Raw genomic sequence first — 25,581 nt, forward strand, 5'->3', positions numbered from 1 at the left:
CCTCACGCAAACCCCTCTACCGTGTGAGCGTGAGCAGCAGCGGCCTCATCTACGCAGTCATCGTCGGGGCCTGGGCCGCCTACTTGGTGCCGATGTGGCTCCGCAGGCAGGACGAGCTCAACGAGGCCCGTCCGACGGAACGCTTCAGCACGGCCATCCGGCTGCTGTCCGGACGGGCGGCGATGGAGCGCCGGTACGCCAAGAACCTGCGGGAGCGCACCGAAGGGACCGAAGAGGACGAGCTCGGGAGCGACCTGGACGCCGGTACGGACGCCAGCCCGGACCTCGGCACAGGCACGGGCACGGGTACGGGCACGGGCGGTGCGGGCATCGGCTCGGGCCCCTCGCCGGGCCCCGGATCCGCCGACGCCCGGTCCTTCGCCATGCCCTCGGACGCCGAGGACCCGGAATCGGCCCCCGACGCACGCGCGCGCCCGCACGCGCCCGCGGCGCGACCGGAACGGGCCGGGCCCCGATCCGCCCGCCCCCGCCCCGGCGATACCGCCGGACCCGCCACCGGATCCGCGGGCCGACCCGCCACCGGATCCGCGGGCCGACCCGGCACCGGACCCGCCACCGGCCCCGGCGTCGGCGGTCCGGCCGGACCGGGGGCCGCCGCGCGCGCCCGGCGCTCCAAGGTGCTCGCGCGCCGCCGCCGCACCACCCTGGCTCTCTTCCTCGCCTTCACCGTCGGCGCGGTCGTCGCCGCGGTCGGTGGCCTGACGTTCCTCTGGGCGCCCGCCGCCCCGGCCCTGCTGCTCAGCGTGTACATCGGATATCTGCGCGCCCAGGAGCGGCGCCGCTTCACGTACACCATGGACCGTCGCCGCGCCGAGGCCGCCGCCCAGCGGCTGCGTGACCGCCGCCCCGACGGCGTCGCCGCCCGCCGCACGCCCGCCGAGCCGTCCGAGCACCCCGAACCGGAGGCCGCGCTGGGGCTCTCCGCGCTCGCCGCCGACCGCCGCGCCCTGGTCGAGCAGACCGACCACGCGGAGTGGGTCGACCAGCAGCGCGACCGTGACCGCGGCGCGGGCCGCGGCGAGAGCTGGGACCCGGTCCCGGTGCCCCTGCCGACCTACGTCACCGCACCGGTCGCCCCGCGCGCCACCGGCGGCGTCGACCTGGGCGCACCGGACACCTGGAGCTCGGCCCGCTCCAGCGCGGCCGAACCCGCCGCCACGGACCGCGCCCGCACCCCCGCGCCCGACGCCCCCGCGCCAGCGGACCCCGGACCGGACGCCGCCCAGACCCCACCCCGCCGCACCGCCCCCGCCCGCCGCTCCCGCGAGCACGGCCGCACCCCCCTGTTCGACCAGTACGCCGAGGGCGACCGCCCCCGCGCCGCCAACGAGTAGCCCGCACCGCGCCCCCACGCCAGGCCGCCGAGCTGACCAGCCAGGGAGCGGATTTCCGAGTACCCCGATCAGGGTGCTAAGGTTTCACACGTCGCAAGGGCCTGTGGCGCAGTCTGGTAGCGCACCTCGTTCGCATCGAGGGGGTCTGGGGTTCAAATCCCCACAGGTCCACCGACCGACCGACTGTTCTTGAGTTCGCTCAGGAAGAGTTCACGAGATCCCGTCCGATCTGATTGATCGGGCGGGATCTCGGCGTTTCCGGGGTCTGTTCGAGGCGGTGTCCGAACGTGGCCAGTGCCGGAGGCGGTTGCCTGGCGGTCGTCGGCCTGAAGTTTCGGGGTGGTTCCGGTGCGTGCGGCGTTCTGGGGCTGTCGGCGGGCGTGTGTGATCCCGGCTTGTGGCGCTGACGTCTCAGGTGTGCGTGTGGATCTCCCGCCTTATGGGGGAGGCAGCCCGGTCGCGCCGGGTGGCCGAGCGGGGGCTCCGGCGATCGGGGCGACTTCATGAGCGGTCGCGGTCGCTTGGGCGCCGGCGGTCTGCTGCCAGACGAAGAGGATGTGCAGGTTGATGCTGCAGATCATCAGCGCGAGCAGGATGGTCTGCGCGACCCGTCCGTGGGCGAGACGCTTCGTGGGGTCGGAGATGTCGATGCCGTGGCTCTTGGCCCTGCCGTTGAGACCCTCGATGTTCGCCCGCTCGGGCCGGTAGGCGTCCTGCCAGGTGGGGTGAAGGTAGTGCCGGTCCTGGCGGAACTTGTCGAGCTTGCCGAGGGCGCCGGGCCGGACAGTGATCGTGGGCTTCTGACAGATCCGTGGCAGCTCACCCTTGGGCAGTGGCCGCAGCCGTTCGCCTGGAGGGATCGGGACGGTTGGCTTGGCCGCAGCGTGTGCGGCGGTGGCCCGCTTGTTGGTGAGGTCCACCACGGCCGGCCGCGGTGCCGGGACGCGGTGGACCTGGTTGAATCGCGGGCACGACACGGCGGGCGAGGACCCGCTGGCTGGGCACTGGAGCCTGATCGCGCCCCGCTGGTCCGCGGACTCCTTGAGCCTGAGGAAGTACGGTTCGCGGGCGGCGATCAGATCGCTGAGCTCGGGGCTGTCGTCGATGCCGCGTACGGCTCTGTCGTCGAGCCCGGCGGTCGCGTGGGCCAAGCGCGTCCGGCATGGCGGGGCAGGCGAGGGAGCCGTCGACGAGGAGGGCGCCTTGGTGGGTGCCCTGGACACCCCGGTGCTGCTGCTTGTAGTCGAGGACCATCTGGTAGCCCAAGGTGCGGACCGGTCGGGCGAAGTGCTCGGTGATCTGGTCGGTGTAGGCGCGGTCGGCCGCCAGCAGTCCTGTCGGGAAGCCGAACGGGGCGAGTCGGGTGAGGGAGTGAACCGCGTTCGGGCCGATGCGCTTGCCTGGGGTGTCCAGGACGAGGCCGAGTGCGAGTTGTGGATGGCGGCTGACGCGTTCACCGGCCTGCGGGTGCCCCGTGGGGTGGCGTCGGCTGGAGGCGACCAGAAGGCTGGCAGAGTGTCCGAAGATCCCTTCCTCAGAGCCTCCGCAAGTGCCAGCCGGCGGTGAGTTCGACGGAGGCCAAGCCTCGTCGCTCTTGGGGCGGTTGGTGCCAGGCGGGAATCGGAGTGGTGTCGGCGGCGATGTCGCCCCGCCAGTCCTTGAACAGGCCCCGGCGGTGGGCGAGGCGGACGGTGATCAGCACCAGACGGTCACTGACCTCCTGCAGCAGCTCCCGCCGGCGTGTGCGCTCGGCGTCCGTGTCCTCCCAGGCGGCTGCCACGACGTGGGCCTCCTCGGCGGGCAGCCGCCGTCGCCGGTCGCAGCGCAGGGGGTCGAGGGCGGTGGTCAGCCGGTCGAAAGAGCGATAGACACGGCGGGAGAAGGCGATCCTGGCATGCTCGTCGGCACGGCTGCCGTCCGGGACGCCGAGCCACGACCGGGCGGTCGCCGCCCCTTCGACGTGTCCGAGACGTCCTCGCCGATCGCCGCAGCGATGTCCTGCACCTTCATGGACCGCCCAGCCCCCGCCAGTAGCACCAGCATCCGCTCGCGCGCCTCTTCCCACTCCAGCGGGCCGGCAGACGCGGACCCGCTGGAAGGTACTTCTGCGTCGGCAAGCTGGGAATCGGTGGCAGGGCCATTCGCCACCGGTTCGTCCGTGGGGGCCTCTGGTGGCTCTTGCGTGACGTCGTCGCCCTGGTCGGCGTACTCCTCGACGACCAGGGACAGCAGCGTCTCGCGTGTGATCGTCAGGTGAGCCAGCCGTTCCTCGGCGACAGCGATCTTCTCGCGCAGTGCAGCCAACTCGCCCCGAACGACCGCCTCTTCCTGGTCCAGACGCTCGAACAGTGACGTCATGCCGGCCCCACCTTCACTCGCCTATCTTGGGGCCTGATGGCACTCCAGGCCCCCAGTCAAACGTAGGACCAGCCCCAGCAAGATCGCAGAGGGTGACCGCAGATGCCCCCAACCGACCGCATGTGATCGCCTTGCGCTCACACCCCTCCGACCGACGACAGCACCCGTTCGCACCGTAGGGTCGGAACATGCCGACCGAAGACTTTCCCGCCCCCACGGCCAAGCACTGGCAGGACTGCACGGACGTGTACGACTTCCTGGACCAGATCCGTCTCCGGCCCGGCATGTGGCTGCCCGGCGGCTCACTCCACGATCTGCAGACGATGCTGATCGGCTACCAGGTAGCTCTCGGCGTGCACTCCATCGACGACCCCTGCGACTTCTGGCACGGTGGAGCCTTCAGTCAGTGGCTCGGGACACACCTTGGCGGCACCAGCCCGCTCGGCTGGGCAGCCGACATCGAGCGCAACACCCCCGACGGCTCAACTCCCGTCGAAGAGTTCTTCCGCCTCCTCGACGCCTACCGGAGCGAAACGGCGCAGGCCGCCGCGACGACTCGTCTTCCCGGTATCGAGTACATGGTCAACACCTTCGTCACCCTCTTCTGGCGCAAGCGTCTCCTCACACAGGCGACCGAACGTCTCGAAGGCCGCGGCTTCCGCGTGATCCGTCTCGAAGCTGGCCAATGGAACACGGAGCGAGACATGCACCGTGCCATGGCCGCCGCCCTGGACTTCCCCGACTACTACGGCCACAACCTGGACGCGCTCAACGACTGCCTCGGCGACGTGGCCTGCTACGGCGGCTACGACGATGCCCCCGAAGACGCCGGACTGGTCCTAGCCTTTACTGACTACGACCGGTTCGTGACAACCTGCCCCAGGGCGGCGCAGATCGTCCTGGACGTCATTGCCAAACGGGCCCGCCAGGCGGCCGTGCTTCACCGCCGCCTGATCGGCCTGGTCCAGAGCAACGACCCGCAGATCCGGTTCGAGCCCATCGGCGCCATGCCCGTCATGTGGAACAGCGATGAATGGTCGGACGCCAGCCGTGGAGCGTAGGGGAGGGCAATCTCCACGGGGTCAGAGTGCGGGCTGATCCTGGACGGCATAGCCCAGCGTGCGGGCCTGCACAGCCACTGCTTCGAAGTCGGCCGTGGAGGACAACGAGGTCACCGTCCCGTGGCTCAGTGGCGCCCCAGCCAGGATGGCCGCTACGGCGTCACGGTCGATGGTCCGTTCAAAGTAGTCCTCGGCAAAGCTGACGTACGCGTCCGTGCTGCCGTCGGTGAGAAGGTCGAACAGCCAGTCGCTCCCGTCTGACTCGTCGTCGAACTCGACCTGACCGCACTGCCACGCCTCAGCATCCTTCTCGCGCCATATGCACACCGTCGCGTCGAAAAACCCTTCGAACTGGAACTCCGGTGCCGCCGGATAGTGCGCGAGTGACGGGGGCAGACCGTCGAGGAGGCCAGGACAATGCGCGCGGGGCGACTCTCGCCATGGAGTGGCATCACTCTCGTGATCGAACCCGTAGAGGAATACCCCGCCCGGATCGAACACGACGGCGTACTGGTCACCAGAACCGTTGTCCATGAATGCCAGGTCGACGCCTTCACGCCAGTCCGAGACGAAGGAGTGGGTGGGAGCATCCGCGTCGAGGATCGCATCGAGCAGCGCCAGTGCCCGACAGCGGGCGCGCAGAACATCGGGGTCGGGCAGCAAAGCCGCCAGCGCGTGGACAGTCATGGCCTCATTCAACTGCCTGCCACTGACATCAGCGGCGGCGCCTCCAAAGTCTGGACCGCTCTGTCAGAGCGCGGTGGCATTCTCAGCGGCCATGGACACCAAGCAGTTCTGGAAGCTGATCGAGGAAGCCCGCTCGCAGGTGCCGGCCCCGGACAACGGTGACGCCGTCGCCGAGCGGGCGGCCACACTACTCGCCCTTCGCCCGGCCCAGGAGATCGTCGCCGCCCAGCAGGCCCTCTGGGGCTTGATGGCCGACTCCTATCGAGCTCCAGTCTGGGGCGCCGCCTACGTGATCAACGGGGGATGCTCCGACGACGGATTCAACTACTTTCGCGGCTGGCTGATCACCCAGGGCCGCGAGACATTCCAGCGCGTCATCGCCGATCCCGACGTACTCGCCGATCTCCCCGCAGTCCGCGCCTTCGCCGCAGACGGGATCGACATCGAGTGCGAAGAGGCCCTGAGCATCGCCTGGACCGCCCACCAGGAAGCCACCGGCGAGGAACTCCACAACGACGCCTTCACCATCCGCTATCCGGAGCTGGACCCGGAATGGAACTTCGACTTCGAGGATGAAGGCGAGCTGGGCCGACGGTTGCCCCGCCTGACGGAGCTCTACTCGGCCGCCGCGTGACCGCACCACGGCGAAGGGGCTGCCGCCCTTCCCAGACCCAGGCGGCGAGCAGTGTCGGCCCTTGCCACTACGGTGCGATGCATGCTGCGACCGCTGATCACCACCATCCGCGAAAACGACGATGCTGCCGGCTTCCTGGCATGGCCGGGTGACTTCGACCTGGACCGAGGCGACCACGTCGAGGAAGTCCACCTGGCATCCGGTGCGGCGTTGGAAGGCTTCGCAGGCGACGGCGCCGGGGGCACCTACTTCTTCTGCGGAAACGGCGGCGAGGAACGCCCGGTCCTGTACGCAGACTCCGAAGGCGGTGCCGCTCTCGTCGCTATCGGCATGCCGGAACTCCTTCGGCTCCTGCTGGTCGCGCCCTGGTGGCGCGACTGCCGCGCGTTCACCGCTGAGGAGAGCGCCGAGTTGACTGCCGAGTACCTGGAAGACATGCCCGACCTGGCGGTTCGGCGGGACCGCGCGGCAGCCGCTCTCGGCCTCGACCTTCCCACTGACGCCGAGGTCCTTGCCCGCCTGCGCAAGGTCGCCACCGAGGAGGGCAAAGAGTTCGTCCTGATCTTCACACCCGAGAATGAGCCTTACAACCCGCTGATCAAGGGCTGACTCGACGACTCGGTTTCCGGGAAACGATCACTCGCCATTCGGGAAGCGATCTCCGACCTGCACCGTACGTCGCTGTTCAGAGGTACTCGTGAACACCCCCAGACCGTCCCCCTGCCCCGACAATGCCGAGCTCATCCGCACCGCCCACGCCTCATCGCGGACAGCGCCTGGTCGGGTAGCGATCAGCCGCAACATGGGGTCGTCACCACCGGTAGAACCTGCCGCAGGACGTCGCTGACATCGGAGTCCTCGCTATTGGACAGGACCACGATGGTCACGCCGGACTCGGGAAGCCAGCCGAGGAACGACTGAAAGCCGGGGTTGTCTCCCGGATGAAAGCGTGCCGGGTGGTCGGCGAGGGTGCCGAGGCAGTAGCCGTATCCGTAGCCGCCAGCGGCAACACAACCGTCGGCCCCCAGGTCACTCGTGATCGGCGCGTGTGCGGCGACCATCACCTCACGCGAGGAAACGGAGACCACGCCACCGGCGTTGAACGCCGCGGTGTACCGGGCCAGGTCACCCACGGTCGACCAGATGTCCCCAGCTCCGGGCAGGGCGGCGAACTCCGCTACGTCCACCCGTCGGCCGCCCCGGTAACCGTGCGCCACCGCACCTCGCGGAGGAACGCCGACACCAGTGGCCTCCAGGCCCAGTGGGCGCAGGATCCGCTCGGTGACGAAGTCCCCGTACCGACGGCCGCTGACCTGCTCGATGATCCGCGCGACCAGTAGGTAACCCGGCGAGCTGTAATGCCACGCGGTACCGGGTACCCCGCGCAGCGGCACCGTCGCGAACCGCTCCAGGAACTCGTCGGCGTCCCGCAGCGTGTTGATGTCGAAACCGGGCAGCTCCAGCCAGTGTCCCAAACCCGAGGTGTGGGACAGCAGGTGGTGCAGCGTCACGGGCTGCCATCGGGGCGGGCAGTCGGGCAGCCACTCGGCAATCGGGACATCCACGGCCAGGGCACCGTCTTCGACCAGGATCATCGCCGCCGCCGCGGTGAACTGCTTACTCACCGACGCGACCTGGAACCGCGTCTCCGACGTACACACCGCCCCGGTCCCAGCGTCCGCCACACCGGCCGACACCCGCATGACGACTTCCGACCCACGCATCACCAACATAGACCCGCTCAAGCCGTAGACCCCATCCACCTGCCAACCGTAGCCATCCCGCTCGCTTGATCGGCGCCCCTCAGACCATTCGATCAGGGGAACGATCACCCGCCCGGTGGGGAACGATCTTCAACCCCTGGCGAACGTGCAGGCCAGACCAACTCGTGAACACCCCACCGACGCGCTGTATTCGTACTGACAGCAGTCGGCAACATCCCGTGATACCGACAGAGCCCAGCCTGAACTGCCCCACCGCAACCGCTACTCAAGTTCTATCCGGAAGGCCACCATGAGCTGGGACGTGATCCTCCTACGCCTGCCCGACGACGTCACCTCGGTGCAGGAGATCCCCGCCGACTACACCCCGGACCCGCTCGGCCGGCGACACGACGTACTCGCGGCTGTCACCCAGGCCGTGCCCGATGTTGATCTCTCGGACTCCGCGTGGGGTGAACTTTCCGGCCCCACGTGGTCCATCGAACTCAACATCGGCTCAGAGGACCCGGTGGACTCCGTCACGCTCCACATCCGGGGCTCCGGCGACGACGTGCTGACGCCCGTCCTCCGTCTTGCCGAGGCTCTGCGGTGCAAGGCGCTCGACTGCGCCGAAGGGGACCTGATCACTCCGGGGCAAACGTCGGGCTGGCACGCTTTCCAGCAGTTCCGCGATCGAGTGATGGGACCCTCTCAGTGATACCTATCGGTCACAGCGCTGGCATCCACCCCATGCAACCCGAAACGCGATTGGACCTTCCGCCCGGTCGGATGGTCACGTCCGATGAGGGTGACGGAGATGTACAACCCCTGTGGCTCAGTGACGGGCCGGCCACGGCCGAGCTGTGGACGCGGATGGACGCCGAACACACACGCTCCGGCCTGTGGCCGCTCCTACTTGACTCGCTGGATTCGAGCGATGGCGAGTTCCGCCCATGGGGATCTGGGGAGGTCTTCCCCGAGCAGATGTCGTCCCCTGCAAGCCACGACCCTGCCTGCCTCCTCGCACAGTGGTGGGCGACCTACACAGCCATCGACGAAGACGACGACATGCTCGATACCGACAGGCGCCTTGCCGTCACGGCTCCCTTCGGACAGACCTGGCCCGGCCTCGCGTCCTGGCGGGAGACGGCCTCGCGTCCCGACCATCTGGCCGCCGAGTACGCGCAGGCGTTCCTTGCCAACAGCCCCCAGACACGCCTCGGGCTGGTCACCGCAGCGTCTGGTGCCGAGGCGCTGACGGTCGCGGGCTGGTCCGGGCCCTGCAACTACGACAACGACACCGCGAAGTTCTCCGCGGTCCTCCGAGATTGGGAACATCGGTTCGGCGTTCGTGTCGTTGCGGTCGGGTTCTCCACGCTGCACCTCAGTGTTGCCGCGCCACCGGTGGACGAGCATGAGGCTCTCCTGGTCGCGGCCGAGCACTTCGCCTTCTGCCCGGACAACATCTGGCAGGGCAGAAGGCCGTACACACTCGCCGCGTACGCCGAGCAGATCACCGATGCCCACCACTGGGACTTCTGGTGGGACTGATCTGCTCCCCAGAAGACGTTCGACCGAGAAGTGGCCTTCAGGGGTGCGGTGCTGGGCTTCAGCCAGCTGACAGTCTGTGCCACCAGTGACTGCAGCCGCCAGAGCAGAAGCGCTCACGGCGTCGCGCGTCGGCAATCGTGAGCACCGCGATCAGTAGCCTGAACGCCTTGCGGCGTTCGTCGAGAGGTGCGAGACCGGCGATCTTCCCCAGTTGCTCGTCGATCCGGCCTCGTGAGATCAGCACTGCGGGCGTATGCGTCGGGTGCAGCCCGGCACGGCGGATGCTTTCCGGTGCGTCCTCGGCGACGGCGCGTGCCTGGACGCAGTGATGGCGCAGGAACAGCAGCACCTCGGACTGCTCTTCCTGGCCAAGGCCGTCGAACCATTCGATGCCCTCTGACATCGGGCGCAGCCCCTGCGCGAGCTCGTTGAGCAGGACGTCGCGTTCGTTCATGACTGCCTCCCGTGGGACGGACGTCGCTCCGCTGCGGTGATCAGGATTCCGAGCAGCGCCGCCAGATCGGCCGCGCCTTCGGCGTCGTCGGCCCAGCGCGTGGTCTGCAGTGGGTGAACCTGGTCGAGGAGGACGCCTTCGCGTGCCAGGACGAAGGCCAACGCCAGCATGGCCGCACGGGCGTTGCCGTCCTCGAACGGATGGAAGAAGAGGATGTCGAGGTAGGTGCGGGCGGCGCGTGAGGGGAGGGGGAGATCCGGTTGAGCGCTCTCGGACAGACATCGCTCGAATCGCTCCTGGGTGTCGGGGGTGAGGCCGTAGCGCTCCCGTCCGCCTTTCGCGAGGGCCGGCATCGTGCGGAAACCGGCGAAGTCGTGGCCCAGCAGGGTCCGCTGCCACTCCGCCATGAGGGCGAAAGCCAGCGGCTGACGCTGCTCCGCGTCGGCGAAGGCCACGTCGAGGGCGGTCAGGACCCGCGCGGTTCCCTCGCTGTCACGTCCGCCTCGCGTTGCCATGAAGAAGTTCCGGAAGCCGTCGCGGGCCGGTGCTCCAGGGACGGGGCGTGCGCCGCGCCAGGATGGCCAGGAGATCTCCGGCCGGATGCGCAGCCAGTCGGCAAGGCTGTCCTTCAGTCGGACGGGCCCGGAAGTCATCTGATTTCGCCCACGCCTCTGGCGAACCGCGAGCTCACCGCGTCGACCACGGGAACGTCAGGTGCGATCCAACTGCCGAACCGGCCGCCGACCGCGTTCTTGACGATCTCCTGGGCCTGGCTCTCGTCGATGTCGTTGTAGGCGAGGAACCATCGGAGGACTTGCATGCAGTGCCCGTACCAGCCGCTCTCGGCCTGGGTGCGGTCGGCCACCACGGTGACCAGGCGGGTGCATGCTCGCTCCCAGTACCAGTGGTCCGCCGAAGTCACCGGGGTGTTCCCCGGCGGAGTCAGGGCCGCAAACCGTTCCGCCAGGTCCTCCAGCCAGCCACGCCATTCCTGAAGGGCCTCAACAACCAGCGGGGCAGTCGTATCCGGGGTCGTCACGGAGTCGGATGAACAGCACCACACCTCGACGACGCCTCCGTCGACGTCACCCTCGCCGACCGACCAGTTCCATCCGCAGGCCCATCGGCCGTACCGGCCCGCCAGGAACTCGGTGACCGGCTCCAATGAACGCCAGCGATCCTCGCGAGCGACTTCAGCGCTGGGCAGCAAGGGCACGACAAGGCCCGCCAACTCCTCCGCCGCATCGGCGTCCATCTCGAACGAATGTCGAGCCGGATCCACATCTGCCCATGTCAGGGCATGCGCCCACAGTTCACTCACCGTCCCACTCTGCCGTGCGCAGCCACCCTGACTCCACTCCATATCGGCCCTGCGTTCCCGAGGCTGTCGCCATGGTCTAGCTGCGGCTGACGGTCGATCCCATTGGCCGTCGTTGTCGGCGGTCATGTAGTCGTCGGAGCGTTGTCGTTCGCTTCGGGGACGTAACCGCAAAGGTGCGGTGCGCATTCGGCCTTGTGGTCCCGGCCCCAAAGGGAGGTGTCTCGCTCGATGGAGCGGACACGGTGGACGAGTCGCAACTGGGCTTTGCGGGGCAGAGTCGAGGGCAACGCTGTGAAGGTCTCCGGGCGTACGGCGACCAGGCCGCTGACCTGCTCTCCGTTGCACATCTCCAGCAGCGTGGTGCACTGCCACCAGTCGATCTTGCCGCCGCGACCGTCTGGGGTGCCGGGCCAGTAGTAGTGGGCCGGGTCCGGGAGCAGATAGTGGACTCCGTCGGGGGCCAGGTGGGCCCGGAGCCATGCCGCCCCTCCACCCAGGCCGAGCCGGAGCCGACGGGCCTCGTCGTGCAGGGCGCAGATCGCTTCGGTGTCGACCGCCTTGAGAACGTTCGCTACCGGAGGCAGTGGCTGGCGCCCGGCTGGGGCCTTGACCGGCCAGCGCCTGAGCAGAAGGCTGACCCATTGCTGCGGCGTCCTCGGCGACGGGTCCTTGTGGGGCGCAGGCAGTGGCGGGGGTGGCGTCCAGGTTCGTTCTGCCTGTTCGATGTGACGCAGCATCCATGCCCGCGCCTCCGGGCCGGCGGTGTTCCAGGCCCAGCTCATCGGTCGTTCGGCCATCGTCCGATCGAAACTCCAGGGGACTTGCCCCGACGGGACGGCTTCCTGGGGCGTGGCCGCGCGACGCCCGGAAGATTGTGGCTCAAGTTGGCCAGGAATCTGATGCGGTCCAGAGCCTCGTCAGGGGAGTTGTCATGCGCCACGTGCTGCGCGCCTCCGGCCGGATGGCGGATCTCGGTGAACGCCCTGGCCGCCAGAAGCGCGGCTACGTCCCGGTCGAGCTCGGCCTCCTGGCTCCTCATGCCGATCCGTCCTTACTGCCACCCTCAGGGCGGGTTGTGCGGGCCTGGGTACGCGACAAGGCAATGCGGCGGCGTGCGATATCGACCTCCATGATCTTCACGGTGAGGGCGTCACCGACCTCGATGTCTTTCCCGGACGATTCATTCAGCTCGCTGGTGTGCACCAGCCCCCAGAAGCCGTCCTCTCGGTCTTCGATGCGGACGAAGACGCCGAACGGGACGATCTTGGTGACCGGTCCGGTGACCACCTGGCCGATCCGCTGCGCCACCTGCGGCCACGGGTCCTCCTGTACCGCTCGCAGCGACAGCGGCACCCGCTCCCGGACCATGTCGACGTCGAGGACTTCGGCTGTGATCTCCTGGCCGACGCTGACGACATCGGACGGGTGGTCGAAGGGACGCCAGGACAGCTCCGGAATGTTGATCATTGCGGTGAAGCCGCCGATGTCCACGAAGGTGACGCCGAAGTCGGCGATGGTCGTCACCGTGCCGGTGACGACCTGGCCGCGGCACAGGGTCTTCAGGAACGCCCAGTCCCGGTCGCTGGGCGTCGGCTCGGTCTGCCAGCGAGCGCGCAGGACACCGTCACTGTCCGGCAGTACAGCTGTGAACAGGGCGAGATCTTCACCGGCATACATGGATACAACACCCGCAGCATGCGCGCTGGCGAGCTGGGAGGCCACTGCCTCGAACTGGGTCTCGTCCACGACCGTGCTCGTGATCTGTCCGTCCTTGTCCTCCCAGACGACCTCCACCATGCCTTCGTCGGGCAGAGCGGCCACGGCCGTGTCGACGTCGGTGAGCAGGTCCGGCCAGACCGCCAACTGGGAGCGTGGGGTCAACTCGGAGCGCACGGTCTCGATGGTGTCGCGGGTCAGGCGGTGCCATCGGGAGGCGTTGGTGGCGAAGACCTCCTCCAGGAACACGGCACGGTGGGCGCTGACCGTCCAGCGCAGACGGCCCCAGAAGTCGGCGTCGGCCGGGCGCTGTACGTGCTGTGGGTCATCGGGGGCGAAGTCGTACGGCGATGCGTGCACGCGTTCCGGGAAGAGTCCGAGCGAGCGGGTGCGGGCCAGCGCCGCTTCGCAAGGGCGGCTGCTGCCGATGTAGAGGTACTGGTCCCAGCCGACGTGCACGGTGAATGCTCCCTCCACCTCCAGACGGCACCAGGCGCCGTTGTCGCGGAGCATGGCCCGGACGAGCTCCAGACCGGCGGCCATCGGTACCAGGGCACCGTCGTGGAACCCGATGGGGCCAGCTGGGAAGAGGTCGGCCAGGCCGTAGCCGTCGACCGGTGGCTCCAGACCGAAGTGGGCGAAACCGCCGATCTGCGGCTCGCGGATGGCCAACTGGTCGACACCGGCTTCTTCGGCGAAGGCGGCGATGGCCTGCAGGTATGCGGTTTCGACCGGTCCGTGGTCACTGGTCGCAGGCTCGACGCCGGCGTAGTGGCCGTGCTGATCGCGGTCGGCAGGATCGTACTTGGTGACCTGATAGACGTATGGCAGCACGTCACTGCTCGCCGGAGGTTGAATGCGCTGCGGCTGGGGCCTGGTGGCGTTCCCGGAGGGCGCGGTGACGGTGCCAAGGTCGACATCAGTCTCAGTCATCTGCAGATTGAACAGGCACGAGACTGAAAGGATCAAGGTGCGATCGCGTCCCCGGTCCGCGTGGAGTGGTCTTGCGGGGTGCGCTGCTGCGGCAGGAGCGAGCCGAGGTGCAGGTGGCGGTCCCTGCGGCGGGACACGAGTGGCTGCCCCAGGCAGCGGGGAACGATCTTCGGGTAACTGGGAAACGATCTCCAACCGCTTCCGTCCCGCCTGGTCAGACGCACTCGTGAACACCCCACCGACGGGCCGTTCGCGAGTTACCTCGTAGGCGGTTCACGAGATCCCGTCCGATCATTTCGATCGGGCGGGATCTCGTCGTTTCTGGGCTCGTCGGGAGGTCTGGGTGCCGGTGGCGGGGCGGTGTGGCGGGCGTGCTGCGCGTGCTTGCCTGTCTTTGGGCATGGGGAAGCGCGCCGATCGTGGTGATCAGCGGGCTTCTGCGCTGTGGGGTTGTTCCGCGCGGGCTTGGTCAAGCGGGTGTCGGGCGGTGGCGGGCGTCCCTTGGGCAGGGCCTGTGGCATATCGGGATCAGCGAGTGGTGGCAGGGGGCCGCTGGCGTCGAAGCTGGCCTCGGTGAGTTGGTCGGGGCCGTGGCGTTCTGTGAGCCAGGTCTCCAGGACGGTCAGGTTGGCGACCGTGAGCATGACGGCGAGGAGAAGCGCCTGGGTGTGCTCTTGAAGCGCCCGTTGGCGCCTTCGTTGTGGCTGCGGGTGGGCCGGTAGGCGGTGATCCAGGATGAGTCACCACGTCGATGACACGCGGGACCGACGTGTCCCGAGTCGGATAGGCCGCGGGTCAGCGGTGGCCGTCTCCGTGCCATGCCGCCAGCCGTTTCACCTCGCGGATCACGGGTGTTGTCTCCACCGCTTGGATGTCCGGGAGGGAGCCGATGTGGTGATTGAGGTAGAGGTAGAGCTCGGTGGCGTCGCGGCAGATGACGGTGGCGACCAGGTTCGAGGGGCCGGTGGTTGCCGCGACCAGGTCGGTCTGGGGATGGCCGGAGAGGACCTCGCCGACGGTCTGCAGCGCACCCGGCGCGACCCGTAGCCAGAGCATCGCGCGCTTGCGGTATCCCAGGCGGGCCGGAGGGAAGTAGACGTTGATGCGGACGGCGCCGGTGGCGCGCAGGTGGTCCAGACGGCGGCGGATGCTGGACGGGGACAGGCCGGTGGCGGCAGCCAGTTCGGGAAGCGGGGCGCGGCCGTCGCGGGCGAGGGCCGCGATCAGAGCGCGGTCGAGGGCGTCGAGTTCGACATGCGGGCGCGGTGGGGCCAGAGGGGTCAAGGGCGGGGGCGTCGTGAACGGTGTAGCGGGCCGCGGCTCGCCGTCCGCGGCGAGGACCGCGTGCTGCGCGGCGGTCAGCGCGCCCAGCTTGGTGTACCAGCGGGGCGGGTTGCCGCTGAAGGTACGCAGGAAGCAGTGGGCGTCGAAGGAGACGACACGGGGAGTTCGGGGCAGTGCGCGCAGCAGGACCTCCTCGTCCTCCTCGGCGCTGCCGGTGTGGATGGTGCAGTGCAGCTCGGTACCGCCGGAGGCGAGCGTGACGTGCCCGGTGTCCGGGCGGCGGGCGAGCGCGTCAGCCAGTGGGAGGGCGGCGTCCGGCGCGCAGCGCAGGCGCAGCAGCCACTGAGTGCGGCCCAGCCGCTCCGCGTCCGGTTCGCCCACGACCTGCAGGCCCGCCGCGCGCAACCGCCGGTACCGGCGCGCGACCGTGTGCTCGGAGACGTCCAGGACGGGCGCGATCCGGCGAAACTGCGCGCGGCCGTCCAGCTGCAGCACGTGCAGGATGCCGCGATCCAGAGCGTCCGGCACGTATGGCTCCGCCCCCGCCCCCGCGCTTGTGCCGGTATTTGCCACGATCATTCTCCCGTCTGCTGGTTCCTGCCGCCATCGCTGCCCTGGCTTCGCATCCGGCGCACCGCGAGCGATGGTACGACGCAGAAGGACCGGACCGGATCTCGGGGACGAGTTGCCCGCGGCCGGCGATGCGACGAGACGAGACGAGGACAGCACTCATGGCGCAACAGGTACGAGGCGTGGTGGCGCGGGCGAAGAACGAGCCCGTCGGCGTAGAGACGATCGTGATCCCCGACCCCGGCCCGGATGAGGCCATCGTGAGGATCCAGGCCTGCGGGGTCTGTCACACCGACCTTCATTACAAGCAGGGCGGCATCGGCGACGAGTTCCCCTACCTGCTCGGCCACGAGGCGGCGGGCGTTGTCGAGACGGTCGGCGAGGGTGTCACGGGCGTCGCCCCCGGCGATTTCGTGATCTTGAACTGGCGTGCGGTGTGCGGCCAGTGCCGCGCCTGCCGTCGCGGCCGCCCCCAGTACTGCTTCGACACCCGCAACGCCCGGCAGAAGATGACGCTGACCGACGGGACCGAGCTGTCCCCGGCTCTCGGCATCGGCGCCTTCGCCGAGAAGACACTGGTCGCCGCCGGCCAGTGCACCAAGGTGGACCCGGAGGCCTCCCCGGCCGTCGCCGGCCTGCTCGGCTGCGGTGTGATGGCGGGTATCGGCGCCGCGATCAACACCGGTCAGGTCTCGCGCGGCGACTCGGTGGCCGTCATCGGTTGCGGCGGCGTCGGCGACGCGGCGATCGCAGGCGCGCGCCTCGCCGGCGCCGCGAAGATCATTGCCGTCGACCTCGACGACCGCAAGCTCGAGCTGGCCCGCACTCTCGGCGCCACCGACACAGTCAACTCCAAGAACACCGACCCCGTCGCGGCAATCCGCGCCCTGACCGACGGAAACGGCGCCGATGTCGTCATCGAGGCGGTCGGCCGCCCGGATACCTACCAACAGGCCTTCTACGCCCGCGACCTCGCCGGAACCGTCGTCCTCGTCGGCGTCCCCACCCCTGACATGGAGCTCACTCTGCCGCTCCTGGACGTTTTCGGCCGCGGCGGCGCCCTGAAGTCCTCGTGGTACGGCGACTGCCTCCCGTCCCGCGACTTCCCGATGCTCATCGACCTCTACCGTCAGGGCCGCCTCGACCTGGACGCCTTTGTCACCGAGACGGTAGGCCTCCAGGACGTGGAAATGGCGTTCGAGCGGATGCACGGCGGCGACGTCCTGCGCTCGGTGGTGGTCCTGTGAGCACCGGCACCGGGACGGGCGCACGGATCGACCACACCGTCACCACCGGTGAGTTCAAGCTCGACGGTGGGGTGTGGGAGGTCGAGAACAATGTGTGGCTGGTCGGCGACGATACGGAGGTCGTTGTCATCGACGCACCGCACGACGCCGACGCCGTCGAGACATTGATCGCCGGGCGCACCGTGCGCGCGATCATCTGCACGCATGCACACAGTGACCATGTCGACGCGGCCCCCGAACTCTCCCGCCGCACCGGCGCCCCCGTTCTGCTCCACCCCGAGGACCTGCCGGTCTGGGCGCTCACCCACCCGACGCGCCGACCGGACGGCGAACTGCACGACGGCCAGCGCATCCAGGTCGCGGGCATCGACCTTGAGATCCTGCACACCCCGGGCCACGCACCGGGCGCCGTCTGCCTCTACGCGCCCGCGCTGGGTACCGTGTTCACCGGCGACACTCTTTTCCAGGGTGGCCCTGGCGCGACCGGCCGCTCATTCTCCGACCACCCGACCATCATCGACTCGATCCGCCGCCGGCTGCTGACACTGCCCCTGGAAACCGTCGTCCGCACCGGCCACGGACCGGACACGACGATCGCCCGGGAAGCCCCCGGCATCGACCGGGCCCCACGCGGAGAGTAGAGCCCGGAGCTCACAGCGATCGGCGGCCCGAGCGCAAGCGGCTGTCCGGACGGGGAGACGATCAGGGCGCCGACGTCGAGACCACCCTCGTACGCGTCCGGGCTCAAGCCCCGTTGGCAGCCAGGATGCGTGCGAGGTCGTCCGGTATCGGCATCGGTGTGAACAGCCCCACCCGAGTGCGACCGGTGTTGCCCTCGGGGACGCGGCCGGTCGCTGAACCGGCGCCGGCGACGAGGATCCGGATCACCTGGCCGGTCACCTCCCTGCGGTCCCGGCAGCGCACCGCGAGCCGCAGCATGTGCCAGTGGGCGCGGGTGTGCGGCCAGGGCCAGGGTTGGGACAGGATGTGCGCCCGTTCCAGCGCCTCCCACATCGCCTCGGTGTCCGGAGTCGTCCGCGCCCGGCGCAGTTCCTCTTCAAAGGGGGCGCGGACGCCTGGCGGCATCGCCTTGAAGGCGCTGCCGCCAAGTCTCCGGCCCGGATTCCTGTAGCGGTTCGGCATGGACCAAGGCTGCCCGCGGAGCTGAGCGGAGACTTGAACGAACCTGCTGCGGACGGGTCTTGCCCGTCAGGCCGACCAGTGCGCGTGCCGGGTGAAGCTGGACGGAGCGATGCCGAACATCCGGCGGCACACGCGGGTGAGATGCGCCTGGTCGGCGAACCCGGCACCGTGCGCCGCCTCGGTCAGCGAGCATCCCGCCGCGACGAGTTCCGTCGCCCGTTGCAACCGTAGCCACAGGACGTAGGAGCGGAACGGCAACCCCAGTTGGGAGCGGAACAGATGGCTGAGCCGACTCTCGGACAGGCCGGCGACGCGTGCCGCCTGACCGAGGCGCACCTGTCCCGCGGCGAGCTGTCCGGGCAGCGTCCGCAGCACCTCGGCCAGCCCGGAGTGGCGGGCTGTGCGCCCTAGCGGGGGACCGTCGTCCACTGCCGCGTCCACCAGTCGCTCCACGGCATGAGCGGCGAGAGCCGGATCGTCCGGCAGCTCCTCCGGAATCAGCAGAGCACCGGTACGCACCCACGCCTCGGGCCCGCCGTCGACGGTCAGGCGGGCCAGCCGCCGCCCGGCCCGCGACTCCGGGGCGTAGTGGATCAGTACCCCCGAGGGGACACCGGTCAGCACCGTATGCGGGCTGTCGGCGGGCACCACGGCCGCCCGGCAGCCGAAGCCGCCGCCCGACGGGCCGGCCAGGGTCAACTCCCCGTCGGTCGCCGCGATCACCTGCACGGAATGGTGCGCGTGCGCCGACGTCGCACCGATCGCACCACCGAACGCCAGTCGCCCCGGCCGCAGCCGGGCCGATCCGCTCCAGGCCGCGGTCACGGCGTGCGGGTCCGCTCGAGAGGCCGGCCGGTACGCATGCGGGCAGGGTACGGCAGTTGAGCGTGTCGGGTATCCGGCGGCGCCTGCCCTTGGTGCGGCCTGTCGAGCGCGAACGGCATAAATCGAACGCGGATGGCCGAGGCCGCCACGTGGGTGCTGGCTTGATCATGTGGGTCGCGATGCGGTGATCGTCCTGTGCGGTACGCCACGGCACGCCGCGACCCGTCGCGGCCCTCGCACGGGTGGCGCAATCACGCCTGCCGGCCCGATAAACCGTGTGTGATTCCTTATCACTACTTCGAGGTAAGCGCGTGATGATTCCGGGAGTGCGGCCTGATCGGCCGTTACGGTCCTTCCGTATTCCCTCTTCATTCCCTCTTCGCGGTCGGCGCCCCGCGCGCGTCGGACGCTGTCTCACGTCAGGAGAACTCACTCGATGACCGTCGACAGCGGCCCGGAGACCCAGACCGGGCCGGTCGCACCGCAGCAGTCCCTGGGCACCGCCGCTGCCCGCAACCTCGCCACCACCACCAAGTCCGCTCCACAGATGCAGGAGATCACCTCCCGCTGGTTGCTGCGGATGCTCCCCTGGGTCGAGACCAAGGGCGGCGCCTACCGGGTCAACCGACGGCTGCGTCACACTCTCGGCGACGGACGGGTCGAGTTCGTCCAGGAGGGCGCCACGGTCCGTGTGATTCCCCGTGAGCTCGGCGAACTGGCCCTGCTGCGAGGCTTCGACGACCTCGACGTCCTCACGGCACTCGCCGACCGCTGCACGCAGCGCGACTTCACCGCCGGGGAAGTCCTCGTCGAGCGCGGCACGCCCGCGGACCGCATCCACCTGGTCGCCCACGGCCGCGTCAGCCAGACCTGCGACGGCCGATACGGCGAGGAAGTCGCCCTCGCGGTACTCGCGGACGGCGACCGCTTCGGCGAGGACGCCCTCCTGGACGACGACGCCCGCTACGCCTACACGGCCACCGCCGAGACCTCCGGCACTCTCCTCACGCTGTCCCGCGCCGACTTCGCCGCCGTGCGCGCCTCCGCGCCGGGCCTGCGGACCCATATCGAGCAGTCCAGCTCCGCCGCGCGGAAGGCGCGGAACAAGTACGGTGAGGCCGAGATCGCCCTGTCGGCCGGTCATGTCGGCGAGGCCGAACTGCCGGGCAGTTTCGTGGACTACGAGCTGAATCCGCGCGAGTACGAGCTGTCCGTCGCACAGACCGTCCTGCGGGTCCACACTCGGGTCGCCGACCTCTACAACGGGCCGATGAACCAGACTGAGGAGCAACTCCGGCTCACCGTCGAGGCGCTGCGCGAACGCCAGGAGCACGAGCTCATCAACAACCGTGAGTTCGGCCTGCTGCACAACGCCGACTTCAAGCAGCGTATCCAGACCCACTCCGGGGCGCCGACCCCGGACGACATGGACGAGCTGCTCTGCCGCCGCCGCGGCACCAAGTTCTTCCTCGCCCACCCGCGGACGATCGCCGCGATCGGACGCGGGTTCAGCGCCTGCGGCCTCTACCCGGACCACGTCGACCTCGGCGGGCAGTCCGTCCCGGCCTGGCGCGGGGTCCCGATCCTGCCTTGCGACAAGATCCCGATCAGCAAGGAGCAGACCAGCTCCGTCATCGCGATGCGGACAGGCGAGGACAACCAAGGAGTCATCGGCCTGTGGCAGACAGGCCTGATGGAGGAGTACGAACCGGGGCTCTCCGTGCGCTTCATGGGCATCAGCGAGCAGGCCATCACCTCTTACCTCGTTAGTACCTATTACTCCGCTGCGGTGCTCGTACCCGACGCGCTCGGCGTGCTGGAGAACGTACAGATCGCCCGCAGGCAGGCTTGAAGAACCATTTCGCGGAAGAGGCCGGCAACCCCGCCCGGCACAGCACGGGGTCCTTGTCCCTCGCCGCAGCAAGGAGTCGCAGATGCCCGATACCAGGCCCCACGGACCGTCCATCCCCGAGCAGCAGCCGATCACGTCATCGCGGACGACGACCGCCCCCGCCGAACTCACCGCCCCCGCCGCGCCCGTCGAACCCGCTGCCCCCGTCGAACCCGCCGCCCCCGTCGAACCCGCCGCCAACCCCGCCCTCCGGCGAGTCCTCGGCGGGCCGACCGGCCTGGGCACGTCCTCGCTCTCCCTGGCCCGCCTCCTGAAGCAGCCGCCGTCCCCGGAGCCGGACCCGGACCCGGTGCCCACCGCCCCGACCGCGCCCGCCGAAGGCCGAGCCGTTCCCGGCCTCTACCACCACCCCGTTCCGGAGCCCGACCCCGGACGCGTCGAGGAGGTGAGCCGCCGGATCAAGCGCTGGGCCGAGGACGAGGTCCAGCTCTACCCCGACGAATGGGAGGGCCAGTTCGACGGCTTCTCCGTCGGGCGTTACATGGTCGCCTGTCACCCCGACGCTCCCACGATCGACCACCTGATGCTCGCCACCCGGCTGATGGTCGCGGAGAACGCCGTCGACGACTGCTACTGCGAGGACCACGGCGGCTCACCCGTCGGCCTGGGCGGTCGCATCCTCCTCGCGCACACCGCGCTCGACCCCCTCCACACCACGCCGGAGTACGCGCCGGCATGGGAGGAGTCGCTCGGCTCCGACGCCCCGCGGCGCGCGTACCGCAGCGCGATGGACTACTTCGTCCGCGCGGCCACGCCCTCCCAGGCCGACCGCTACCGGCACGACATGGCCCGGCTGCACATGGGCTACCTGGCCGAGGCCGCCTGGGCCGAGACCGATCACGTTCCGGAAGTGTGGGAGTACCTGGCGATGCGCCAGTTCAACAACTTCCGCCCCTGCCCCACCATCACCGACACCGTCGGCGGCTACGAACTGCCAGCCGACCTGCACGCACGGCCGGAGATGCAGCGGGCCATCGCCCTCGCCGGGAACGCGACCACCATCGTCAACGACCTCTACTCCTACACCAAGGAACTCGACAGCCCCGGTCTGCACCTGAACCTGCCCGTGGTGATCGCCGAGCGTGAGCAACTCTCCGAACGCGACGCGTATCTGAAGGCTGTCGAAGTCCACAACCACCTCATGCACGCCTTTGAAGCCGCCGCGGCCGACGTCGCCGCGGCCTGTCCACTGCCCAGCGTGCTGCGCTTCCTCAAGGGCGTGGCCACCTGGGTCGACGGCAACCACGACTGGCACCGCACCAACACCTACCGATACAGCCTGCCCGACTTCTGGTAACGAACGGATACGCCTGTGACCACAGAAGCAACTCCCGCCCTCGCCACGACGATCCCGGCCCCGGCGACCCCCTATCAGGAGGACATCGCCCGTTACTGGAACAACGAGGCGAGGCCGGTGAACCTGCGCCTCGGCGACGTGGACGGCCTGTACCACCACCATTACGGCATCGGCGCCGTCAACCACGCCGCACTCGGTGACCCGGAGCACAGCGAGTACGAGAAGAAGCTCATCGCCGAGCTCCACCGGCTCGAGTCCGCCCAGGCCGAGCTCCTCCTGGACCACCTCGGTCCGATCAGCGGCGGCGACACCCTCGTCGACGCCGGCTGCGGGCGCGGAGGGTCCATGGTCATGGCTCACCGCCGCTTCGGCTGCCAGGTCCAGGGCGTCACCCTGTCCGCCGCGCAGGCCGACTTCGGCAACGGACGCGCGCGGGATCTCCGTATTCAGGACCATGTCCGGTCCCACGTCTGCAACATGCTCGACACGCCCTTCGAGAACGGCAGCGTCGCCGCCTCGTGGAACAACGAGTCGACGATGTACGTAGACCTGCACGACCTGTTCGCCGAGCACTCCCGCTTCCTCAGGGTGGGCGGCCGGTATGTGACGATCACCGGCTGCTGGAACCCCCGCTACGGCCAGCCGTCGAAGTGGGTCTCCCAGATCAACGCCCACTTCGAGTGCAACATCCACTCCCGCCGTGAGTATCTGCGGGCCATGGCCGACAACCGGCTCGTGCCCCAGACGATCATCGACCTGACCCCCGACACCCTGCCCTACTGGGAGCTGCGGGCCACCTCCTCGCTGGCCACCGGCATCGAAGAGGCGTTCACCGAGTCGTACCGGGACGGCTCCTTCCAGTACGTCCTGATCGCGGCCGACCGCGTCTGAACAGCCGCCCAGACGGCTCCCCATGAGCCCTCCCTCCCAGGGAGGGCTCATGCCGCTGTCGTCCCCTCACTCGCGGGACTGAAGTAGCCGAACGTCACCGTCTTCGCGCACCTGGCCGGAGAAGGTGCGCGAACCGGGCGGCGAAGCGGGCTGAGGAGCTCTCGACGCGGGCCGGTTCGTCGCCGAGGCCGATGACGAGTCCGCGCAGGAGGGGGATCAGGACGGGTTCGAGTGCGCTGTCGGGTTCGCCGAAGTAGCCGGACATCTCCAGCAGGACATAGCCGTGGAGCGCGCTCCACAGCTGGGCGGCGGTGTGGGTGGGGTCTTCGTCGCGGAATCGCCCCGCCGCGATCGCCCGGCGGGTGGCTTCGGCGAGGCGGGCGAAGGTCTCCTGGCCGATGCAGCTCTCGGCCGTGGCGTGGGCGGTGAGGTCGGCGCCCGTGAGCCGGTGCCCGCCGGTCGCGGCGAGTCCGAACATCACCCGGTACAGGTGGGGGCTGTCCAGGGCCCACGCCCGGTAGACGAGAGCGAGGCCGGCGAGGTCGGCGACGGGATCTCGGGTGGGCCGCACCGCGGCCAGTGCGCTGTCCAGCAGCCGGAATCCCTCTACGGCGATCTCCTCCACGAGTTCGCGCATCCCGCCGAAGTGCGTGTAGACGGCCATGGTCGAAGTACCGGCGGCGGCGGTGACCTTCCGTGCTTGCAGGGCTTCCGGGCCGTGCGCGCCGAGCAGGCGGATCGCCTCGTCCAGGAGCCGTTGTCTCGGAGGGGTGTCATGGCCAGCCATGCTTGACACCCTGCCATAACCTTGTTATCAACGCCCAGTGTTCATCACTGAGTTGACTGAGTTATGGGGGATGTCATGGTCAACCCGCACCTCGGACAGGACATAGCGCCGCCCCCCGTCCTGACCGGCGAACTCGCCCACGCGATACGCGGCACCGCAGCCGACGTCAAAGCCATGCTCCGGCCGGTGACCGATACCGGCCGGGCCGTTCCCGGACTGGAGTGGACGCTCGGCGAGACCGCGGCCCACCTGGCGCAGGCCAACTGGTTCTTCGCGGAAGTCGCCGCCGGACAGGGCCTGGAGCACGGCGACGGAACGCCCGGAAGCATCGCCGAGGCCAACGCACAAGCCCTCGCGGCCTTTCCCGAACGGCGGGCGGAACCGCTCGCCGAGATGATCGAGGAGCAGGCGGAGGCGTTCATCGAGGCGGTCTCCGGCCGGTCTCCCGAAGAGCGCAGACGTACGCCCATGGGAGAGATGGACCTGCCCACCATGGGCTCGTACTTCCTCACCCACATGCTCGGGCACTGCTTCGACATCGCCGGAGCCGTCGCCGAGCCGCACCGGGTCGACCGGGAACGGGTGGAGTCGGCGCTGCCGTTCGTCGTCTACGCGATCCCCCTGATCTTCGACAAGGACGCGGCGGACGGACTCACCGCGCGCTACTCCGTCAGCCTGTGGGGCGGCGCCCGGCTCGGCGTGACCGTCGACGGCGACCGGATCAGTGCGGAGCCGGGTCCGCTGGAGCGGCCCGACCGCGTCCTCGTCGCGGAGCCGGCGACGTTCCTGCGCATCGTCCTCGGGCGCGGCGATCCCACGGCTGCTATGGAACGCGGACTCCTTGAGATCCAGAACCCCGGCCAGGTCCAGGGTGTCGACTCGTCGCTGGCGGCGCGGTTCGGCACGCTCTTCCGTGCGCCCTGAGCACCCGTCTCCCCGCCCCCCCCGCAGCGGATAACTCGGGCCGACCGTACGCCTTTTCGTACACGAGGAGTGTGTCACTCATGACTGACCGGCCCCTGACGCTGCTGGCGGTACACGCCCATCCCGACGATGAGGCCAGTGGAACGGGAGGCGTCCTCGCGCGGTACGCGGCGGAGGGCATTCGCACGGTCCTCGTGACGTGCACCGACGGCGGTTGCGGAGACGGGCCGGGGGGCGCTAAGCCGGGCGACCCCGGACACGACCCGGCGGCCGTGGCCTCGACGCGCCGCCAGGAACTCCGGGCGAGCTGCGAGATTCTGAAGGTCAGTCATCTGGAGACGCTGGACTACGCCGACTCCGGGATGATGGGCTGGCCGACCAACGACGCCCCCGCGTCCTTCTGGCGGACACCCGTGGACGAGAGCGCCGCCCGGCTCGCGGAGCTCTTGCGGCGCTACCGGCCCGATGTCGTGGTCACCTACGACGAGAACGGCCTCTACGGCCACCCCGACCACATCCAGGCCAACCGCGTCACGATGGCGGCGCTGGCGATGACCGCGCTGACACCGAAGGTGTACTGGACTACGGCGCCCCGCTCGATGACGCGGCGACTCGCGGAGAGCATGCGCGAGTCCGGCGCGGACGGACAGGGGCCCGAACCCGCCGATGCGGCGATGATCGACGCGATCGCCGAGATCGGACTCCCCGACGAGGAGATCACCACCTGGGTGGACACCACCGGGTTCGGCGCCCGGAAGTTCGCCGCCTTGGCCGCGCACGCCAGCCAGGGCGAGAACATCTTCTTCCTCAGAATGGGCCAGGAGAGGTTCACCGAGTCGATGGGCGTCGAGACCTTCGTACGCGTCCGGGACACCACCGGCGCGGCCGTGCCCGAGAACGACCTCTTCGCCGGACTGCGCTGAAAGCCCCT

28 protein-coding genes and 1 tRNA gene are annotated in these 25,581 nt (G+C 69.3%); 14 read left to right on the plus strand and 15 right to left on the minus strand.

Annotation, left to right across the window (positions count from 1 at the left end):
- Positions 1-29: 29 nt before the first annotated feature.
- Positions 30-1,355, plus strand: a complete 1,326-nt coding sequence (sepX, locus tag ACX6XY_RS20515) for a divisome protein SepX/GlpR (protein ID WP_460332623.1) — start codon at positions 30-32, stop codon at positions 1,353-1,355.
- Between the two features lie 97 nt (positions 1,356-1,452).
- A tRNA-Ala gene (locus tag ACX6XY_RS20520) sits at positions 1,453-1,526 on the plus strand.
- Between the two features lie 266 nt (positions 1,527-1,792).
- On the opposite strand, the gene ACX6XY_RS20525 is transcribed toward ACX6XY_RS20520, so the two are convergent.
- The 3 genes from ACX6XY_RS20525 to ACX6XY_RS20535 form a co-directional block, all read right to left on the minus strand.
- A complete protein-coding gene (locus ACX6XY_RS20525) occupies positions 1,793-2,506 on the minus strand; it encodes a hypothetical protein (RefSeq protein WP_460332624.1) in 714 nt (237 codons plus the stop codon).
- A 383-nt stretch (positions 2,507-2,889) separates the two neighbouring features.
- Positions 2,890-3,135: a hypothetical protein gene (locus ACX6XY_RS20530; protein ID WP_460332626.1), complete on the minus strand. Its 246-nt coding sequence runs from the start codon at positions 3,133-3,135 to the stop codon at positions 2,890-2,892.
- A gap of 65 nt (positions 3,136-3,200) precedes the next feature.
- Positions 3,201-3,713, minus strand: coding sequence for a hypothetical protein (locus ACX6XY_RS20535; protein WP_460332628.1), 513 nt, complete (start codon positions 3,711-3,713; stop codon positions 3,201-3,203).
- 188 nt (positions 3,714-3,901) lie between these two features.
- Between ACX6XY_RS20535 and ACX6XY_RS20540 the strand changes: the two genes are divergently transcribed.
- Positions 3,902-4,774: a barstar family protein gene (locus ACX6XY_RS20540; RefSeq protein WP_460332630.1), complete on the plus strand. Its 873-nt coding sequence runs from the start codon at positions 3,902-3,904 to the stop codon at positions 4,772-4,774.
- 21 nt (positions 4,775-4,795) lie between these two features.
- Here the strand turns inward: ACX6XY_RS20540 and ACX6XY_RS20545 are convergent, their stop codons facing one another.
- Complete coding sequence (locus ACX6XY_RS20545; RefSeq protein ID WP_460332632.1) at positions 4,796-5,461, minus strand: hypothetical protein; 666 nt, start codon at positions 5,459-5,461, stop codon at positions 4,796-4,798.
- 91 nt (positions 5,462-5,552) lie between these two features.
- Between ACX6XY_RS20545 and ACX6XY_RS20550 the strand changes: the two genes are divergently transcribed.
- Positions 5,553-6,095, plus strand: a complete 543-nt coding sequence (locus ACX6XY_RS20550) for a DUF4240 domain-containing protein (RefSeq protein ID WP_460332634.1) — start codon at positions 5,553-5,555, stop codon at positions 6,093-6,095.
- 81 nt (positions 6,096-6,176) lie between these two features.
- Complete coding sequence (locus ACX6XY_RS20555; RefSeq protein ID WP_460332636.1) at positions 6,177-6,704, plus strand: hypothetical protein; 528 nt, start codon at positions 6,177-6,179, stop codon at positions 6,702-6,704.
- Between the two features lie 182 nt (positions 6,705-6,886).
- Here ACX6XY_RS20555 and ACX6XY_RS20560 read toward each other — a convergent pair whose 3' ends face one another.
- Positions 6,887-7,828, minus strand: a complete 942-nt coding sequence (locus ACX6XY_RS20560; protein ID WP_460332727.1) for a serine hydrolase domain-containing protein — start codon at positions 7,826-7,828, stop codon at positions 6,887-6,889.
- Between the two features lie 280 nt (positions 7,829-8,108).
- Between ACX6XY_RS20560 and ACX6XY_RS20565 the strand changes: the two genes are divergently transcribed.
- Together ACX6XY_RS20565 and ACX6XY_RS20570 are read left to right on the plus strand one after the other, a co-directional pair.
- A complete protein-coding gene (locus ACX6XY_RS20565; RefSeq protein ID WP_460332637.1) occupies positions 8,109-8,513 on the plus strand; it encodes a hypothetical protein in 405 nt (134 codons plus the stop codon).
- Between the two features lie 350 nt (positions 8,514-8,863).
- The gene (locus ACX6XY_RS20570) at positions 8,864-9,346 is read left to right on the plus strand and encodes a DUF4253 domain-containing protein (RefSeq protein WP_460332639.1); all 483 of its coding nucleotides are present in this window, start codon (positions 8,864-8,866) and stop codon (positions 9,344-9,346) included.
- A gap of 58 nt (positions 9,347-9,404) precedes the next feature.
- Here the strand turns inward: ACX6XY_RS20570 and ACX6XY_RS20575 are convergent, their stop codons facing one another.
- The 7 genes from ACX6XY_RS20575 to ACX6XY_RS20605 form a co-directional block, all read right to left on the minus strand.
- Positions 9,405-9,800, minus strand: coding sequence for a DUF5958 family protein (locus ACX6XY_RS20575; protein WP_460332641.1), 396 nt, complete (start codon positions 9,798-9,800; stop codon positions 9,405-9,407).
- Positions 9,797-10,453 carry a Fic family protein gene (locus ACX6XY_RS20580; RefSeq protein ID WP_460332643.1) on the minus strand — a complete coding sequence of 219 codons (657 nt, stop codon included), beginning with the start codon at positions 10,451-10,453 and terminating at the stop codon, positions 9,797-9,799. The genes ACX6XY_RS20575 and ACX6XY_RS20580 overlap by 4 nt, the downstream gene beginning before the upstream one ends.
- On the minus strand, positions 10,450-11,121 hold the full coding sequence (locus ACX6XY_RS20585) for a hypothetical protein (protein WP_460332645.1): 672 nt from the start codon (positions 11,119-11,121) through the stop codon (positions 10,450-10,452). The genes ACX6XY_RS20580 and ACX6XY_RS20585 overlap by 4 nt, the downstream gene beginning before the upstream one ends.
- 122 nt (positions 11,122-11,243) lie before the next feature.
- Entirely contained in the window at positions 11,244-11,918 is a 675-nt protein-coding gene (locus ACX6XY_RS20590) for a hypothetical protein (RefSeq protein ID WP_460332646.1), read from the minus strand.
- Positions 11,900-12,160, minus strand: a complete 261-nt coding sequence (locus ACX6XY_RS20595) for a hypothetical protein (RefSeq protein ID WP_460332648.1) — start codon at positions 12,158-12,160, stop codon at positions 11,900-11,902. Before ACX6XY_RS20595 ends, ACX6XY_RS20590 begins: the two co-directional genes overlap by 19 nt.
- The gene (locus tag ACX6XY_RS20600; RefSeq protein ID WP_460332650.1) at positions 12,157-13,770 is read right to left on the minus strand and encodes a S1 RNA-binding domain-containing protein; all 1,614 of its coding nucleotides are present in this window, start codon (positions 13,768-13,770) and stop codon (positions 12,157-12,159) included. The genes ACX6XY_RS20595 and ACX6XY_RS20600 overlap by 4 nt, the downstream gene beginning before the upstream one ends.
- Positions 13,771-14,565: 795 nt before the next feature.
- Positions 14,566-15,582 (minus strand): AsnC family transcriptional regulator, encoded by a 1,017-nt coding sequence (locus ACX6XY_RS20605; protein WP_460332652.1) that lies wholly within the window; start codon positions 15,580-15,582, stop codon positions 14,566-14,568.
- Positions 15,583-15,785: 203 nt separating this feature from the next.
- Here ACX6XY_RS20605 and ACX6XY_RS20610 point away from each other — a divergent pair, with 203 nt between their 5' ends.
- Both ACX6XY_RS20610 and ACX6XY_RS20615 read left to right on the plus strand, forming a co-directional pair.
- Positions 15,786-16,871 carry an S-(hydroxymethyl)mycothiol dehydrogenase gene (locus ACX6XY_RS20610; protein ID WP_460332654.1) on the plus strand — a complete coding sequence of 362 codons (1,086 nt, stop codon included), beginning with the start codon at positions 15,786-15,788 and terminating at the stop codon, positions 16,869-16,871.
- A complete protein-coding gene (locus tag ACX6XY_RS20615; protein WP_460332656.1) occupies positions 16,868-17,512 on the plus strand; it encodes an MBL fold metallo-hydrolase in 645 nt (214 codons plus the stop codon). Before ACX6XY_RS20610 ends, ACX6XY_RS20615 begins: the two co-directional genes overlap by 4 nt.
- Before the next feature lie 103 nt (positions 17,513-17,615).
- Here the strand turns inward: ACX6XY_RS20615 and ACX6XY_RS20620 are convergent, their stop codons facing one another.
- Both ACX6XY_RS20620 and ACX6XY_RS20625 read right to left on the minus strand, forming a co-directional pair.
- Entirely contained in the window at positions 17,616-18,014 is a 399-nt protein-coding gene (locus tag ACX6XY_RS20620) for a DUF3703 domain-containing protein (protein ID WP_460332658.1), read from the minus strand.
- A 66-nt stretch (positions 18,015-18,080) separates the two neighbouring features.
- Entirely contained in the window at positions 18,081-18,839 is a 759-nt protein-coding gene (locus ACX6XY_RS20625; RefSeq protein WP_460332660.1) for a helix-turn-helix domain-containing protein, read from the minus strand.
- A gap of 436 nt (positions 18,840-19,275) precedes the next feature.
- Between ACX6XY_RS20625 and ACX6XY_RS20630 the strand changes: the two genes are divergently transcribed.
- From ACX6XY_RS20630 to ACX6XY_RS20640, 3 genes are all read left to right on the plus strand, one after another.
- Positions 19,276-20,691, plus strand: a complete 1,416-nt coding sequence (locus ACX6XY_RS20630; protein ID WP_460332662.1) for a family 2B encapsulin nanocompartment shell protein — start codon at positions 19,276-19,278, stop codon at positions 20,689-20,691.
- A gap of 82 nt (positions 20,692-20,773) precedes the next feature.
- On the plus strand, positions 20,774-22,048 hold the full coding sequence (locus ACX6XY_RS20635) for a family 2 encapsulin nanocompartment cargo protein terpene cyclase (protein WP_460332664.1): 1,275 nt from the start codon (positions 20,774-20,776) through the stop codon (positions 22,046-22,048).
- A 15-nt stretch (positions 22,049-22,063) separates the two neighbouring features.
- Positions 22,064-22,939: a geranyl diphosphate 2-C-methyltransferase gene (locus ACX6XY_RS20640; protein WP_460332666.1), complete on the plus strand. Its 876-nt coding sequence runs from the start codon at positions 22,064-22,066 to the stop codon at positions 22,937-22,939.
- A 94-nt stretch (positions 22,940-23,033) separates the two neighbouring features.
- On the opposite strand, the gene ACX6XY_RS20645 is transcribed toward ACX6XY_RS20640, so the two are convergent.
- Positions 23,034-23,726: a TetR/AcrR family transcriptional regulator gene (locus tag ACX6XY_RS20645; protein ID WP_460332668.1), complete on the minus strand. Its 693-nt coding sequence runs from the start codon at positions 23,724-23,726 to the stop codon at positions 23,034-23,036.
- Positions 23,727-23,801: 75 nt separating this feature from the next.
- On the opposite strand from ACX6XY_RS20645, the gene ACX6XY_RS20650 reads away from it, so the two are divergent.
- Together ACX6XY_RS20650 and ACX6XY_RS20655 are read left to right on the plus strand one after the other, a co-directional pair.
- Complete coding sequence (locus tag ACX6XY_RS20650; RefSeq protein WP_460332670.1) at positions 23,802-24,650, plus strand: maleylpyruvate isomerase N-terminal domain-containing protein; 849 nt, start codon at positions 23,802-23,804, stop codon at positions 24,648-24,650.
- 80 nt (positions 24,651-24,730) lie between these two features.
- Entirely contained in the window at positions 24,731-25,573 is an 843-nt protein-coding gene (locus tag ACX6XY_RS20655; protein WP_460332672.1) for a PIG-L family deacetylase, read from the plus strand.
- The last annotated feature ends 8 nt before the right edge of the window (positions 25,574-25,581 follow it).

The sequence above is a fragment of the Streptomyces sp. O3 genome (genome assembly GCF_054788135.1).